A 16,173-nucleotide genomic window follows, 5' to 3' on the forward strand; every position below is an offset into this window, starting at 1 on the left:
GGAGATATATATGAAACTTTCAATGAAAAGCAGATATGGTCTGAGAGCGTTGATCGATCTGGCCATCAATTCAAAAACTGAACAGGTGGCGCTCAACAGCATTGCAGAGCGGAACAAGATATCTCCACAGTATCTGGAACAGGTATTTGCAAGTCTTAGAAAAGCAGGAATTGTAAAGAGTATAAAAGGCTCCCAGGGCGGCTATTTCTTAAGCCGTCCGCCACAGGAGATTACCGTTTCTTCTATTATAGAAGCTTTGGAAGGTGACTACCGCATCGAAGATGAGGAACTTCCGAAAGAAGGAAAATATACCGGGAGTGTCAAAGCAATCCAGAAACTGGTGATCGACAGGGTAAATGACAGCGTGACAGAGATCCTCCGGTCAGTAACCTTGCATGATCTGGAGAAAGAGTATCAGGAATACATTGATTATGGACAGGATATGTATTATATATAATATCAGTTCACACAAGCGTTGAAAGACTTGCAATTTGTGCTTGCACAAGGATTGCAGGTCTTTCTAACGCTTGGAGGGAGCGCCCGCTTATGAGTAAAAAGTAGCTGAGAAGCAGCGGAAAGCACCGAAGGTGCGGTTTTACGAATGGGCGCGGAGTGAACGTCCGGAGAAAACAACAAAACATACTGTATTAGCGGGAAACCACTGGTACAGTATTCTTTTTTGTGGTAAACTTTTCTAGCGTATATTTGAAAGATAAATGTTTTTAAAACACATTTCAGTTCCTTGACAGACAGGAAAAAACGTCATATAATACCAGATAAATAACAAAACCTATCTGGTTAATAGGAAAAGATGCTGCATGAACAGCAACTCACAAAGAGAGGTTAAAAGATATGAAGACAATCACGATAGAAGAGTTATTACAATTAGATCAGGATACAATCACAGTGCTGGACGTCCGTCCTGCAGATGCATATATCAGAGGCTCTGTACCGGGAGCGGTCAGCATCCCGCTTGCAGAAGTAGAAGAACGTATGGAAGAACTTCCGAAAGAAAAGCCGGTGTATGTATTATGCCATACCGGTGAATGGAGTGTCGATGCTGTTTATGAACTGGAAGCAGCCGGATATGATGCGGCGAATATTGAAGGCGGATATCGTTCCTTTTTAAGAAAGAAACTAAGTGAGTTCGTACAGGATGAAAATACTACCGGAGAGAAGCAGAAAGAGATTGAACGCAGTATCATCAAGAAATTCCGCAAGGGAATCTGGAGAAAGTTCACGAAAGGAATCAGAGAATACGATCTGATCCAGGACGGAGATAAGATTGCAGTCTGTATTTCCGGCGGAAAAGATTCCATGCTGATGGCAAAACTTTTTCAGGAACTGTTAAAACATGGCAAAGCGAATTTTGAATTAGTATTTCTGGTAATGAATCCGGGATACAATGAAGATAACTGGAAGATCATTCAGGATAACGCCAAAGTACTTGGAATTCCGCTTACGGTATTTGAGACACAGATATTTGATACGGTAGCAGATATTGACAAGAATCCATGTTACCTTTGCGCTAGAATGAGAAGAGGCTATCTATACTCTCACGCAAAAGAACTGGGATGTAATAAGATTGCGCTCGGACATCATTTCGACGATGTGATTGAGACGATCCTTATGGGGATGTTCTACGGTGGAAAGGTGGAGACGATGATGCCGAAGCTCCATAGCCAGAATTTCGAGGGTATGGAGCTGATCAGACCAATGTATCTGATCAAGGAAGATGACATTATAGCATGGAGGGATTACAATCAGCTCAACTTCATTCAGTGCGCATGCAGATTCACAGAGAACTGTGTATCCTGTGGCGGCGGAAGAGGTTCCAAACGTGACGAGATGAAGGAGCTGATCAAGGAATTCAGAAAACAGGGAGATACCATAGAAAAGAACATTTTCCGAAGTGTTCATAATGTCAACTTAAGAACCATTATCGGATACCACAAAGACGACATGGAATATAATTTCCTTGATGATTACAATGAAAGAGGTAAATAAATAATGAATTACGGATTTGAGACACGATGTATACATGGAAACGGAACAGATGAAAAGACACATTCTTACGGTTCAGTAGCAGTACCGATCTACCAGGCAGCGACATTTGCCCATCCTGGTATTGGACAGTCTACCGGATATGACTATACGAGAGAGAGCAACCCGACAAGAACAGAGCTTGAGCATACGATGTCGGCACTGGAAGGTGCGGTAGATACTGTAGCATGCGCAAACGGTATGGCTGCGGTAGGTCTTTGTTTGGAGTTATTTGACCGCGGGGATCATATCCTTTGTACAGATGATCTGTATGGCGGTTCTGTCAGAATGTTTGAATCTGTCGGCGGGAAGAGGGGACTGGAGTTCTCTTATGTAGATACTGCAGATGCAGATCTTGTAGAAGCAGGTATCCGGGAGAATACAAAAGCACTTTATATCGAGACACCAAGTAACCCGACCATGCGTGTCACAGATCTCAGAAAGATGAAAGAAATCGCAGATAAACATGATCTGAAGATTATTGTTGATAATACATTTCTTTCACCATTATTTCAAAGACCGATTGAACTGGGGGCAGATATGGTCATCCACAGCGGGACAAAATTTCTTGGTGGACATAATGACACGCTGGCAGGATTCCTGTGTTTGGCGGATGAAGAGACAGCGAAGAAGATTCGTTATATATATAAGACAGTCGGAAGCTGTCTTGCACCATTTGACAGCTATCTGATCTTGCGTGGAATTAAGACATTGTCTGTAAGATTAAGAGCACAGCAGGATAATGCGATGAAGATTGCGAACTGGTTAAAAGGACATGAAAAAGTAAAACAGGTCTATTATGTAGGCTTGAAAGAGCATCCGGGGTATGGAGTAAATGCATCACAGGCAAGCGGATTCGGAAGTATGATTTCTTTCAAAGTAGACAGTGAAGCAACAGCAAGGAAACTCCTGGAAAGTGTAAAACTGATCGCTTATGCAGAAAGTCTCGGAGGCGTAGAGTCACTGATCACTTACCCGATGCTTCAGACACATGGAGATCTGCCGGTAGAAGTAAGAGAGAAACTTGGAATCACAGAAGATTTCTTAAGATTGTCAGTTGGAATTGAAAATGCAGATGATCTAATCGCAGATCTTGAGCAGGCACTTGCGTAGGAGGATGCACAGATGAAGTTCGATTTTGATAAAGTAGTGGACAGACATGGAACAAAATGCCTGAAATATGATTTCGCAAAAGAAAGAGGGAGAAGTGATGATATGCTTCCGCTCTGGGTGGCAGATATGGATTTCCCGACAGCACCTGGAATCCAGAAAAGCTTAAGTGACGCAGTCGCACACGGAATCTACGGATACAGCGAAGGAAAAGAGGATTATTTCCAGGCAGCAGCCGGATGGTATGAGAAGCATTTCGGATGGAAAGTAGAAAAAGAATGGCTGATCAAGACACCGGGCGTGGTATTCGCACTTGCGATGGCAGTGAAGGCTTATACAAAAGAAGGTGATGCAGTTCTTCTGCAGCAGCCGGTTTACTATCCGTTCAGCGAAGTGATCACAGACAACCACAGGAGGCTGATCAATAGTCCGCTTCAGCAGATAGACGGACATTACGAGATTAATTTCGAAGAATTCGAGCAGAAGATTGTCGAAGAAAATGTAAAATTATTTCTGATGTGCAGTCCGCACAATCCGATCGGACGTGTGTGGAAGGAGTGGGAACTTCGTAAGATAGGAGACATTTGTCTGAAACATAACGTGCTGGTAGTCAGTGATGAGATCCACAGTGATTTTACATATGGAGAGAATATACATCATGTATTTGCATCCTTAGATGAAAAATACGCTGCAATCACTACAACGTGTACCGCACCAAGTAAGACATTTAACATTGCCGGACTTCAGATTTCCAATATATGGATTTCGAATCCAGAACTTCGTGCGAGATTCCGGGCGGAAGTGACAGCAGCCGGTTACAGCCAGGTGAATCTGATGGGACTGGTTGCATGTCAGGCAGCTTATGAGACCGGTGAAGAGTGGTTAAAAGAATTGAAAATTTATCTGGAGGGAAATCTGGATTATGTCCGTACATTTTTAAAAGAGAATCTTCCGGAGATTAAACTGACAGAGCCGGAAGGGACTTATCTTTTATGGTTGGATTTTAAGAGTCTCGGCATGAAAGAAGAGCAGTTAAAAGATCTGGTGGAGAACAAAGCAAAACTCTGGCTTGACAGCGGAGCAATGTTTGGACCGGACGGAGAGGGATTTGAGCGTATAAATATTGCATGCCCACGAGAAATTTTAAAACAGGCATTGACACAACTGGCTGAATCGGTGCATGATAGGTAAGTGAGAATACGTTAAAGAAGGGAATTTGACCGGAATAGATGGTAAAAATGTGCGGATGTTTGATCCTTATTACTGCGACCAGGAGTATGAACAGAAAGATATCATCAGAGTGTTGGACCAGCCTACATGTTGTAACCGAATCGTACCGTGGAAGTATTTTAATAAGACGGCACTTAACATGTATTCCCTTGGACCGTACGATGGGCGGGAAGTTGTCATTTTATTTAATGAAAAGACAAGACTTACGGAAGAAGAGACCATTGAATACTTTATTTAGAGGTGAAAGTCGGAAATGAACGAAGAAATCAAAAATGAAATCCAAAAACTGAAAAAGGAAAAAGATGCTGTAATCCTGGCACATTATTATGTAGATGGGGAAGTGCAGGAGATTGCAGACTATGTAGGAGACTCTTATTATCTTGCAGAGATTGCAACCAAAGTTCCGGAGAGCACGATTGTTTTCTGTGGAGTCTCTTTCATGGGAGAAAGTGCGAAGATCCTGAATCCAAAGAAGAGAGTCGTAATGGCAGACGGTCATGCAGACTGTCCGATGGCACACATGGTAGACGTGGATAAGATCAGAGAAGTGAGAAAAGAGTGCCCGGATGTATCTGTAGTCTGTTATGTGAACTCGACTGCAGAGATCAAAGCAGAGTCTGATGTCTGTGTAACATCGTCCAATGCGCTGAAAATCGTAAAGAACCTTCCGAATAAAGATATCTTCTTTATCCCGGATGAGAACCTTGGTCGTTTCGTGGCAAGCCAGCTTCCAGAGAAGCACTTTATTTTCAATGATGGATTCTGCCATGTACATAAGAGTATTCACAAAGAAGAACTTCAGAAAGCCAAAGAAGCACATCCGGAAGCACTCGTACTGACTCATCCGGAATGTACAGGAGATATTCTGGAATTATCTGATTTTATCGGAAGTACTTCGCAGATTATCGATTATGCTACAAAATCAGAAAATAACACATTTATCATCTGTACAGAGATGGGAGTATTCTATGAATTGCATCAGAAAAATCCGGAGAAGAAATTCTATTCTGTAGGGCACAGACAGTTCTGCCCGAATATGAAGATGGTGCGTCTGGAAGGTGTGAAGGAAGCACTTGAGACCATGCAGCCGGAGGTGAATCTGGATGAGGAGATGCGCCAGAAAGCGGCACTTCCACTTGAAAAGATGCTGAAATTGGCAGCGCAGTAAGCCAGGGGGACAGGTAAAGTGGCTTTTTTAGTGTCCCGGGTGGCTCTAGTAAAAAAAGAAAATAATTAAGAGAAAGACTTCGTATCTGATGTAGGATGCGAAGTCTTTGTTAGTATATCAAAGTATATAAGAGAAGTTGTTAGTGGCAGATTCTGTAGATGAGTTATTAAAATCAATAAAACAATTAAAATGATTGTTTGAAAAGGTGAAAAACAATTATTTTAATTGTTTTTTGTTTACAAATTAAAGTTCCGTTTTACAAAAAAAGACGTGACAGAATTGCTTGAAAACGCAGAAGGCTATTCAGATGAGATACGAAAACGGGTGGAAACGATTATATTTGCACAAATGCGGAAATATCCTTATTTGTTTTTGAAGACGTAGAGAAGTATAATGGGGAAAGAACGGTAGAAATAAGTAATTGTTAAGGAATAAAGGAGAAGATAAAAATTATGATAAATGAAAGAATCGAAATCTGGAAAAAAGAAGAGTATCATTATCCGGCAGCACATGGCTTTATACCGGTGATGTTCAGCTATATTCATGAGGATGAAAAGAAGCATCCGGCAATGATCATCGCACCGGGCGGCGCATACCGGGAAGTATCCCCATCGGAAGCGCATCTGCCGGCAATGGAATTCTATGGTGCAGGGTACAATGTATTCGTTCTGGAATATACGATTAATCAGTTAGATGAAGCACCGCTGAAGATGCAGCCGTTACACGATATCTCAAGAGCAATCCGCATGATTCGTTCACGTGCAGAGGAATTCCATATCAGACCAGACAGAATCGCAGTCTGCGGATTCTCAGCAGGAGCACATCTGTGTGGAAGCCTTTGTGTACATAATAAAGATGTGGAAGATCCGGAAGAAGCATACCAGAACATATCCAACCGCCCAGATGTGGTGATTCTGTCTTATCCGGTCATCACTTCAGGGAAATATGCACACAGAGATTCATTTGTTGCACTGTTTGGAAAAGAGCCGTCAGAGCAGGAACTGGACTATATGTCGCTGGAAAATCATGTGACAAAAGATACACCGCCATGTTTCCTGTGGCAGACCGTAACAGATCAGACAGTTCCGGTGGAGAACAGTTATCTCTTTGCACAAGCTTGTGCACAGGCTGGTGTACCATTTGCACAGCATGTATTTTCAGAAGGAATCCATGGACTATCTGTGGCAACCGAAGAGTGGTTAGAGCAGAATATAGGACAGGAAGAAGGAAAAAGATATACACAGGAACAGGTGCAGATGCTTGCAGAGGCAATCGAGGCCGGCGAGACTCCATTTCCAAAGGAAAAAGGAGAGGAACTTCTGGTGAAGTTCGGTATCGGACGTAAAAAGCCGGCAAGATGGACGGAAAAGCAGAAAGAGGGAATCCGCAAAACGCTGAAAGAAGTACAGAGCTGGACGCAGCTTGCAGAAGTGTGGATGGAGAAATATCTGAAAGTGGAATAGAGGAGAATAAAGGGTACAGGCATTTCAAAACAGTGTGGCAATCGAATCTATAAACTGGAAATTACTTGTAGTACTAAATTGATAATTGTATAATAGTGAGAAAAGAAGGAACAAGAAAATTGATATAGGATAAGAGATAAAATGGAGTTATACAATGGACGCCCGGAAGACACATCCGGACGAAAAGAAAAAGAAATAAAAGTTTACGATATACTGGACAGTCTGCATATCCCCTACATCAGAGCGGATCACGAAGCGGTCATGACAATGGAAGCCTGTGAAGAGATTGATAAAGCGCTGGGAATGGAGATCTGTAAGAATCTGTTCTTATGTAACCGGAAGAAAACGTCATATTATCTGCTTTTGATGCCAGGAAACAAAGCGTTCAAGACAAAAGAACTGTCACAGCAGATCCCGACCACGAGATTATCCTTTGCATCGGGAGAAGACATGGAAACATATCTGAATGTAACGCCGGGCTCAGCTACTGTCATGGGACTGATCTTTGATCAGGAGAATAAAGTGCAGCTTCTGGTGGATGAGGAACTTCTGGAACAGGAAGAATTCGGATGTCATCCATGTGTGAATACTTCCAGTATCAAGATGAAGACAGCGGATGTATTTGATAAATTTCTGAAAGAAATCCATCATGATTATATTATGGTGAAGCTTTCGGATGGAAATGAACAGGAGTAATAAAAATGGATAAACAAGAACTGGCACTGGTGGTCATCGACCGCCTGAAAAAAGAATACCCGGATGCGGACTGTACGCTGGATTATGACGATGCGTGGAAACTGCTGGTCAGTGTACGTCTGGCAGCACAGTGCACGGATGCGAGAGTCAATGTAGTAGTAGAAGGCTTATATGCAAAGTACCCGGATGTCAACGCATTGGCAGAAGCAACACCGGAAGAGATTGAAGAAATCGTAAGACCATGTGGACTTGGAAAGAGTAAGGCGAGAGATATCAGTGCCTGTATGCGTATACTCCGTGATGAATATGGTGGAAAAGTTCCGGATGATTTTAATAAATTGTTGAAACTTCCGGGAGTCGGAAGAAAGAGTGCGAACCTGATCATGGGGGATGTGTTTGGCAAACCGGCGATTGTTACGGATACGCATTGCATCAGACTCTGTAATCGGATCGGTCTGGTAGATGGAATCAAGGAACCGAAGAAAGTAGAGATGGAACTTTGGAAGATCATCCCGCCGGAAGAAGGCAGTGATTTCTGCCACAGGCTGGTATATCACGGAAGAGACGTCTGTACAGCGAGGACGAAGCCGCATTGTGAGAAATGTTGTCTGGCAGATATCTGTGGGAAACATATTTAAGTAAATGCATTTATGAAAATAAAGCTTGCGCAAGTAAAATGAAATTCATATAATAGTCTTAGAGACGAGGGAGTAGCATAGGAAATGTGTTACTCTCTTTTTTAGCAGGAAAGGATTGAGGATTATGGCAGACGTAGTAAGTATATTAGACGAATTACAAAACAAAGCATTAAAAGACGAAAAGTTAAAACAACAGCTCCTCGCAACCAGAACAGAATCAGACCCGCTATCTGCCTTCTGCAAGACCTGCCGGAATCTTGGTTACGAATTATACGAAATGGAATTAATTGCGGCAGGAGAAGAATTCCATGCCGCAATGAAAAGAAGCACCAATGGCGGAGGGGAGAACTCGCCGATGATCGAGGCTGAAGATGATTTCTATGAATTGTTTTTCGCAAATCTTGAAGATCATTAACCAAGGATTTTCTTCATATCCTCTTCCACAGTACTTATCTTCTGAATATTATAATTCTCCACCAGTATCTTCCATACATTTTCAGAGACGAATGCAGGAAGTGTCGGACCAAGCAGAATATTTTTCACACCGAGAGATAATAACGTAAGCAGAATACATATGGCCTTCTGTTCATACCAGGAAAGAACCAGGGTGAGCGGGAGGTCATTTACGGTGCAGTCAAAGACTTCCGCAAGTGCAAGAGCAACTTTAATAGCGCTATAAGCATCATTACATTGCCCCATGTCCAAGATCCTTGGAATACCGTCGATGGAACCAAGATCCAGGTCATTCAACCGGTATTTTCCGCACGCAAGAGTCAGAATCAAGGTGTCCATAGGTGCAGCTTTGGCGAAATCCGTATAATAGCTGCGTCCTGGAGCGGCACCGTCGCATCCGCCGACCAGAAAGATATGGCGGATCTTGCCGGCCTTTATAAGTTCCACGATATGCCCGGCATTAGAAAGAACAGCATTGTGGGCGAATCCGGTTGTGACTGTAGACCCGCCGTTGATTCCGGTCATCGGATGATCTTCCGGATATCCCTTGCATTCCAGAGCTTTCTCAATAACCGGAGTGAAATCTTTGTCCTCTCCGATATGCACCAGATCCGGATATGACACGATGGAGGTGGTAAATACCCGGTCGCAGTAACTCTGACGGACCGGCATCAGACAGTTGGTAGTAAATAAAATAGGTGCCGGAATGTTGTGAAATTCCGACTGCTGACTTTGCCAGGCAGTTCCAAAGTTTCCTTTTAAATGAGAATATTTCTTTAATTCCGGATATCCATGTGCCGGAAGCATCTCACTGTGGGTGTAGATATTGATTCCTTTTCCTTCCGTCTGCTTTAATAACAGTTCCATATCATGAAGATCATGTCCGCTGACAACGATGAAAGGTCCCTTTTCGATGGTCAGTGGAACTTCTGTCGGTACCGGATTGCCATAAGTGCCGGAGTTTGCATGATCCAGAAGCTCCATGCAGCGAAAATTGATCTCGCCCGTTTTTAATACGAGTGCAAGTAATTCGTCACTGCTCTTTTCCGAAGCAATGGCTTCGAGCCCTTCATAGAAGAAATCAAGGATATTTCTGTCTACATAATCCAACGCATAAGCATGATAAGCGTAAGCAGCCATGCCACGCAGTCCGAAAAGGATCAGAGACTTTAAAGACCGGATATCTTCCTGATCTTCCCAGATATGGCGGACATCATAATTCATGATATCCGGATAGATCCGGTCCTTTTCAACATTTACTTCATGAATAAGTTCGATGATCGTATCATTGAAAAAATTAACATTGGTAATGGTGGTGAATAACCCTTTTAAGATAAGTTCATCCGCATGTTCGAAAGAAGCATCCGGATTCAGGGCAAGCTTTTTACGCACGGCACGTGACAGACCGATCAGTGCACCAGTAAGCTCATCCTGATAATTAGCGGTGTCACTTTTCTTCCCACAGACACCGGCACGACCCTCGCATCCGGAATTATGGGCGGTCTGCTGACATTGGAAACAAAACATTTCTTCCATAATAAATACCTTCCTTGTTATATATTTATGACAGAATTAGTATGTTCCCACTGAATAAAAAATATGCAGGGAAACTATCCCTGCATAGATTTAAAAGAATCAAAAAGTTCCATGTCATCGGCTTTCAACTTGACATTGGTACAATATTTTTTTCCTTCCGGTGTGGTCACATTGATCTCAATGATCGTTCCTTCCACCAACGCATCCTGTGATACTGCGCGTAAAAACATCGGAAATTTTGGGTGGTTGGCACGAAAACGATCCATACCTGATTTTATCTTCTGCATCATGGTGATCTGACGGAAATCCATGTGTTTGTCCTCCTTTATTTCAAAAACTGAAACAATTATACTGAAAAAGAATCGGAAAGTCAAAAGGATTTCTCCATGAAAGAGGGGATTGTAAAGATAGGATGAAAGATAGAGACAAATGTGATAAGATAGTAAAACATAGTGGGTGTGGGAAAGTCTGCGGATCAAAAAAGTAATGAGTAGAAAAGAAATGGACAAAAAAAGACAGAATGTAAGGAGTCGGGGCAGAATGAGTAAGGCAATCAAAGAAGCAGAAAAGATACTGAAACAATACTACGGCTATGATCATTTCCGGGAGGGACAGATCCCTGTGATAGAAGCGGTACTGGAAGGCAGGGATGTGCTTGGAATCATGCCGACCGGAGCGGGAAAGTCGGTATGTTATCAGGTGCCGGCACTTATGATGAAAGGAATTACGATCGTAATCTCGCCGCTGATCTCACTCATGAAAGATCAGGTTGGAACGCTGAACCAGATGGGTGTTCATGCAGCTTTCTTAAATAGTTCTCTGACTTCCGGACAGTATTACAAAGCACTGCAGCTTGCAAAACAGGGGAGATACAAGATCATATACGTGGCACCGGAACGGTTGGAAACCGAGAGCTTTCTGGATTTTGCACTCTCTGAGCAGGTGCAGATATCTTTTGTAGCGGTAGATGAGGCGCACTGCGTATCGCAGTGGGGACAGGATTTCCGTCCGGGCTATCTCAAGATCCTGGATTTTCTGGACCGTCTGTCATACCGCCCGGTGGTCGGTGCATATACGGCGACAGCGACGGCAGAAGTAAGAGAAGACATCCTTGATATCTTAAGGCTTCAGAATCCATATGTGGAAACAACCGGGTTCGATCGTGGAAATCTTTTCTTTGCAGTTAAGAAGCCTGTGGATAAGTATAAGGAACTGGTCAGTTATCTGAAGGAAAAAGGATACGATACATCCGGTGACAGCGGAATTATATATTGCCTGACGAGAAAGAGCGTGGAACAGGTAAGCTTTGATCTGAGAAATGAAGGATTTTCCGTGACCAGATATCATGCCGGACTATCGGATGAGGAACGGAAGGAAAATCAGGAGAATTTTATATACGGAAAGCGGCAGATCATGGTGGCGACAAATGCATTCGGAATGGGAATCGACAAGCCGGATGTACGCTTTGTCATTCATTATAATATGCCGAAAAATATGGAAAGCTATTATCAGGAGGCCGGACGTGCAGGAAGAGACGGGGAGCCGTCAGAATGTATTCTTTATTATGAGCCGAGGGATGTAAGGACGAACCGTCTGTTTATTGAAAATGGAGAAGAGAACAGTGAGTTGGATGAAGAGACGCGCAAAATCGTAAAAGAACGGGATCTGGACCGTCTGAAACAGATGACATTTTACTGTTTTACATCAGAATGCTTAAGACAATATATCTTGAATTACTTTGGAGAAAAGAGCAGTTCTTATTGCGGAAACTGTCTGAACTGCCAGACACAGTTTGAAGAGGTAGATATCACATTGGAGGCGAATACAATCCTGCGGTGTCTGGATGCATTGGACTGGAATTACGGGGCAGCGACGGTGATCGACATCGTGCACGGCGGAAAGAGTCAGAAGATCCTGGGCAAGAATCTGGATAAGAATCCGGAATATGCAGTGTTAAGTGAGCGGACGGTTCCGAGATTACGACAGATATTAAGGGAATTACAGTTCCGCGAATATGTGGAAGAAAAGGGCGAACAATATCCGGTGATCTGTCTGACACCGGAAGGGAAAGCATTTATGAAAACGGAAGAACCGCTGATCATGAAGCTTCCGAAAGAAGAGACAGAAAAGAAATCTGAATCAAAAGAGAAAAAGAACAGACGCAAAAAAGGCGCAGTGGCAGCGGAACTTTCAGAAAAAGATGCAGAATTATTCGAAAGTCTGCGGGAACTCAGACGTGAGATCGCATCGGAAGAAAAGGTACCGCCGTATATGGTATTTGCAGATAAGACGCTTGCCGGTATGTGTGTAATGCGTCCGGCGACACGGGATGAGATGTTGGAAGTATCGGGTGTCGGAGAGCATAAACTGGAAAAGTATGGAGATAGATTCTTAGAAATTCTCAGAAAGGGATAATAGATATGGCAAAAAAGAAAATATATGCAGTAAGAAAAGGACATAAGACAGGATTATTTGAGACCTGGGCAGAGTGTCAGAAAGCGACGTCCGGATACTCCGGAGCAGAGTTCAGAGGCTTTACAGACAGGGAAGAAGCCATGGCATTCTTGCAAATGTCAACTACTGCAAATGTATCTAAGGATGAAGAAAAAGAAGCAGCAGGAATTGTTGAAGTGCCGGAAAATATGGTGATTGCCTATGTGGACGGAAGCTTTGAAAAAAGCATCGGAAGATATGCATTTGGCTGTGTGATCCTGACACCGGCCGGAGAAGAATTCAGAAAATCCGGAAGCGGCTGTGATCCGGAAGGCGTGAAGATCCGGAACGTTGCAGGAGAAATGCTCGGCGCGATGAATGCAGTGCAATGGGCGAAAGAGCATGAGTATCCGGCAGTAGAGATCCGCTATGATTACGAAGGTGTGGAAAAATGGGTGACAGGCGTGTGGCGGGCCAAGACACCGCTTACCAGCAAGTATGCGGCGCATATGCAGGAAGCAGCAGAGCAGATAAAGATATCTTTCTGCAAAGTCGCAGCGCATACAGGAAATCATTATAACGAAGAAGCGGATCAGCTTGCGAAAAGTGCGTTGCTTCGTACGGATGAAAATGTGAGTATATAGAGGAAGCAGATGCAGTTTACATGAAGATGTGAACTGCATTTTCAGCAAAAATACATACAGAATTCATAAAGTGTTAATACAATATTGGCATATTCTGGTGTATACTAAATACAAATAATAGATAAAATCAGAATGTAACAGTAGAATGCAGCTGATAAGGAGGAACTCTATGAAAAAAAACGACAGGCGAAAACGAAAACTGCAGGAAGAAGCCTGTGATTATGAAATAGAACGTACACCGACAACCAGATACGAGCCGGATTATGAGGAAGGCCTGACGTCGGCGCAGGCAGAAGAACACAGGCGTGACGGGTGGGGCAACATATCAGTCGATCCTCCGGCGCAGACAACGGAAGAGATCATTAAGGAAAATGTATTTACATATTTTAATCTGATCTTTCTGGTCCTGGCGATTCTTCTGATAATTGTGGGCTCGTTCCGTAACTTGACATTCCTTCCGGTTATCATTTTTAATACACTGATCGGTATCATACAGGAAATCCGTTCCAAAAAGACACTGGAAAAATTAAATATGCTAAATGCACCACATGCAACAGTGGTCAGAGACGGAAAGACTTCACGGGTCGATTCGGAGAGTCTGGTTCTGGATGATATTGTAATCTTTAAAGCAGGAAATCAGGTCTGTGCTGATGCAGAAGTGGTACATGGAAGTGTGCAGGTCAATGAATCTCTTTTGACAGGAGAATCAGATGAGATTACCAAGAATCCGGGAGATCATCTGATGTCGGGAAGCTTTATTGTGGCAGGAGAATGTCATGCAAGATTGGATGCAGTAGGTGTGGATTCCTACATTTCCAAACTGACACTGGAAGCAAAAGCAATGCAGAAAGGTGAGCAGTCAGAAATGATCCGTTCACTTGACAAACTGGTAAAATTTGTCGGTATCGCATTGATCCCGATCGGAATTATACTGTTCGTGCAGAGCTTCTTCTTTAACGGAGATCCATTCCGAAGCAGTATTACTTCTATGGTGGCGGCTGTGATCGGTATGATTCCGGAAGGGTTATACCTTCTTGCGAGTGTAGCAATGGCAGTCAGTGCAATGCGTCTGGCAAAACAGAAGGTTTTACTTCACGATATGAAGAGTATTGAAACTCTCGCAAGAGTTAATGTGCTTTGCGTTGATAAGACCGGAACGATCACAGAGACAAACATGAGTGTAAAGGATGTGGTTCCGACATCCAATTATAAAAAAGATGAAATGCAGGAACTTCCGAAAATGCTCGGTGATTTTGCGAAAGCAATGAGCAGTGATAACATCACTATGGAGGCGTTAAAAGAATATTTTAAAGAAGGAACAGGAAAAAAGGCTGAGTCTGTAACTCCATTTACATCTGCAACCAAATACAGTGGTGTCACATACGAAGAGGAAGTACATGTACTTGGAGCACCGGAATTCGTGCTGAGAGATGATTTTGATGAATATAAAGAAGAGATTGAAGGGTATGCAGGAAAAGGAAACCGTGTGCTGGTATTCGGTACATATGACGGAGAACTGGACGGAAAAGCACTGACCGGCAAGGTAACGCCGCTTGGATATGTCCTTCTTGCCAATCCAATCCGAAAAGAAGCACCGGAGACATTTGCTTACTTTGCAGAACAGGGTGTAGAAGTGAAAGTTATATCCGGAGATAATCCCCTGACCGTTTCTGAAGTGGCAAAAGAAGCCGGAATTGCAAATGCAGACCGTTATGTCGATGCAGCGACTCTTCACAGTGATGCAGAGATTGCAGATGCGGTTGCCAATTATACAGTATTCGGACGTGTAACACCGGATCAGAAACGTAAATTCGTACACGCCCTTAAAGACCAGGGCAAGACAGTAGCAATGACCGGAGACGGTGTCAACGACGTACTGGCATTGAAAGATGCCGACTGCAGTGTAGCCATGGCATCCGGAAGTGACGCGGCAGTACAGGCTTCGCAGGTGGTATTACTGGAGTCCAACTTTGCATGTATGCCGTCGGTAGTAATGGAAGGAAGACGGGTGGTTAATAACATCCAGCGTTCAGCCAGTCTGTTCCTGGTGAAGAATATCTTCTCCTTCCTGTTGTCCTTATTCTCCGTAGTGCTGATGATTACCTATCCGATGGAACCATCCCAGATATCGCTGATCAGCATGTTTACGATCGGAGTACCTGGATTCTTCCTGGCGTTCCAGCCAAATAAAGAAAGAATACAGGGACATTTCCTGACCAATGTATTCCTGAAGGCATTGCCGGCAGGCCTGACCGATGTACTGATGGTCGGTGCACTGGTCGTATTCGGTAAGACATTTGGCGTAAATACTACAGATATCTCGACAGCAGCAACGATGTTGCTTCTGATCGTAGGATTCATCATCCTGTTCAATATCTGTAAACCGGTCAATATCTTCCGCGGTGTAGTCTGGGGAGGATGCCTGACCGGCTGTATCTTATGTATCATCTTCCTGCCGAAATTATTCGCAATTACGGGAATGTCAACGAAGTGTATCATGTTATTCGTAGTATTCTCGATTGCAACCGAGGCAGTACTGCGATACCTGACACTTCTGGTAAAAGGATTGCAGAAAGGATATCGGAAGATAAGGCATAGAGAAGAATAAGTCGATTGGGATTTAATTTATTAACGTAGTTGGCCTCTCGATCCTTGAAGAAAACAGTATAAAGTGGTTCTGGTTCAGGTTCCATGCTCTAAGAAAAACTAAGAGAGCCAGAATCTCCTAAAAGCAAAGGAACTACGCTCAAACTCGGCGT

General features: G+C 43.4%; 15 protein-coding genes. 13 read left to right on the forward strand and 2 right to left on the reverse strand.

All coding sequences use genetic code 11. From position 1 onward, the window contains the following. Window positions 1–10: 10 nt before the first annotated feature. The 10 genes from NKF87_RS02380 (at window position 11) to NKF87_RS02425 (ending at window position 8,763) form a co-directional block, all read left to right on the forward strand. Window positions 11–457 (forward strand): RrF2 family transcriptional regulator, encoded by a 447-nt coding sequence (locus NKF87_RS02380; protein WP_055283016.1) that lies wholly within the window; start codon window positions 11–13, stop codon window positions 455–457. Window positions 458–852: 395 nt separating this feature from the next. Next, window positions 853–2,007, forward strand: a complete 1,155-nt coding sequence (locus NKF87_RS02385; RefSeq protein WP_117597924.1) for an ATP-binding protein — start codon at window positions 853–855, stop codon at window positions 2,005–2,007. Between the two features lie 3 nt (window positions 2,008–2,010). Continuing rightward, on the forward strand, window positions 2,011–3,156 hold the full coding sequence (locus tag NKF87_RS02390) for a trans-sulfuration enzyme family protein (protein ID WP_117597925.1): 1,146 nt from the start codon (window positions 2,011–2,013) through the stop codon (window positions 3,154–3,156). A gap of 12 nt (window positions 3,157–3,168) precedes the next feature. Then, entirely contained in the window at window positions 3,169–4,344 is a 1,176-nt protein-coding gene (locus tag NKF87_RS02395) for a MalY/PatB family protein (RefSeq protein ID WP_117597926.1), read from the forward strand. Window positions 4,345–4,369: 25 nt separating this feature from the next. After that, window positions 4,370–4,621, forward strand: coding sequence for a hypothetical protein (locus tag NKF87_RS02400; RefSeq protein ID WP_181978356.1), 252 nt, complete (start codon window positions 4,370–4,372; stop codon window positions 4,619–4,621). Window positions 4,622–4,636: 15 nt separating this feature from the next. Then, window positions 4,637–5,551 (forward strand): quinolinate synthase NadA, encoded by a 915-nt coding sequence (gene nadA, locus NKF87_RS02405; protein ID WP_117597927.1) that lies wholly within the window; start codon window positions 4,637–4,639, stop codon window positions 5,549–5,551. A 452-nt stretch (window positions 5,552–6,003) separates the two neighbouring features. Then, window positions 6,004–7,014 (forward strand): alpha/beta hydrolase, encoded by a 1,011-nt coding sequence (locus NKF87_RS02410; protein WP_117597928.1) that lies wholly within the window; start codon window positions 6,004–6,006, stop codon window positions 7,012–7,014. A gap of 141 nt (window positions 7,015–7,155) precedes the next feature. After that, on the forward strand, window positions 7,156–7,710 hold the full coding sequence (locus tag NKF87_RS02415) for a prolyl-tRNA synthetase associated domain-containing protein (RefSeq protein ID WP_117597929.1): 555 nt from the start codon (window positions 7,156–7,158) through the stop codon (window positions 7,708–7,710). 5 nt (window positions 7,711–7,715) lie between these two features. Continuing rightward, window positions 7,716–8,348: an endonuclease III domain-containing protein gene (locus NKF87_RS02420; RefSeq protein ID WP_055283031.1), complete on the forward strand. Its 633-nt coding sequence runs from the start codon at window positions 7,716–7,718 to the stop codon at window positions 8,346–8,348. Window positions 8,349–8,472: 124 nt separating this feature from the next. Continuing rightward, window positions 8,473–8,763 carry a hypothetical protein gene (locus NKF87_RS02425; protein ID WP_117597930.1) on the forward strand — a complete coding sequence of 97 codons (291 nt, stop codon included), beginning with the start codon at window positions 8,473–8,475 and terminating at the stop codon, window positions 8,761–8,763. On the opposite strand, the gene hcp is transcribed toward NKF87_RS02425, so the two are convergent. Further along, the gene (hcp, locus tag NKF87_RS02430; protein ID WP_334294263.1) at window positions 8,760–10,328 is read right to left on the reverse strand and encodes a hydroxylamine reductase; all 1,569 of its coding nucleotides are present in this window, start codon (window positions 10,326–10,328) and stop codon (window positions 8,760–8,762) included. The two genes, NKF87_RS02425 and hcp, sit on opposite strands and share 4 nt — an antisense overlap. 83 nt (window positions 10,329–10,411) lie before the next feature. Then, window positions 10,412–10,648 (reverse strand): hypothetical protein, encoded by a 237-nt coding sequence (locus tag NKF87_RS02435; protein ID WP_117597932.1) that lies wholly within the window; start codon window positions 10,646–10,648, stop codon window positions 10,412–10,414. 229 nt (window positions 10,649–10,877) lie between these two features. Between NKF87_RS02435 and recQ the strand changes: the two genes are divergently transcribed. The 3 genes from recQ (at window position 10,878) to NKF87_RS02450 (ending at window position 16,022) form a co-directional block, all read left to right on the forward strand. Beyond that, window positions 10,878–12,752, forward strand: coding sequence for a DNA helicase RecQ (gene recQ, locus NKF87_RS02440; RefSeq protein WP_117597933.1), 1,875 nt, complete (start codon window positions 10,878–10,880; stop codon window positions 12,750–12,752). A gap of 5 nt (window positions 12,753–12,757) precedes the next feature. Then, window positions 12,758–13,414 (forward strand): viroplasmin family protein, encoded by a 657-nt coding sequence (locus NKF87_RS02445; protein ID WP_006428390.1) that lies wholly within the window; start codon window positions 12,758–12,760, stop codon window positions 13,412–13,414. A 169-nt stretch (window positions 13,415–13,583) separates the two neighbouring features. After that, window positions 13,584–16,022 (forward strand): cation-translocating P-type ATPase, encoded by a 2,439-nt coding sequence (locus tag NKF87_RS02450; protein WP_117597934.1) that lies wholly within the window; start codon window positions 13,584–13,586, stop codon window positions 16,020–16,022. Window positions 16,023–16,173 lie beyond the last annotated feature (151 nt).

The organism is Dorea longicatena, from assembly GCF_024168045.1.
GTDB lineage: Bacteria > Bacillota > Clostridia > Lachnospirales > Lachnospiraceae > Dorea_A.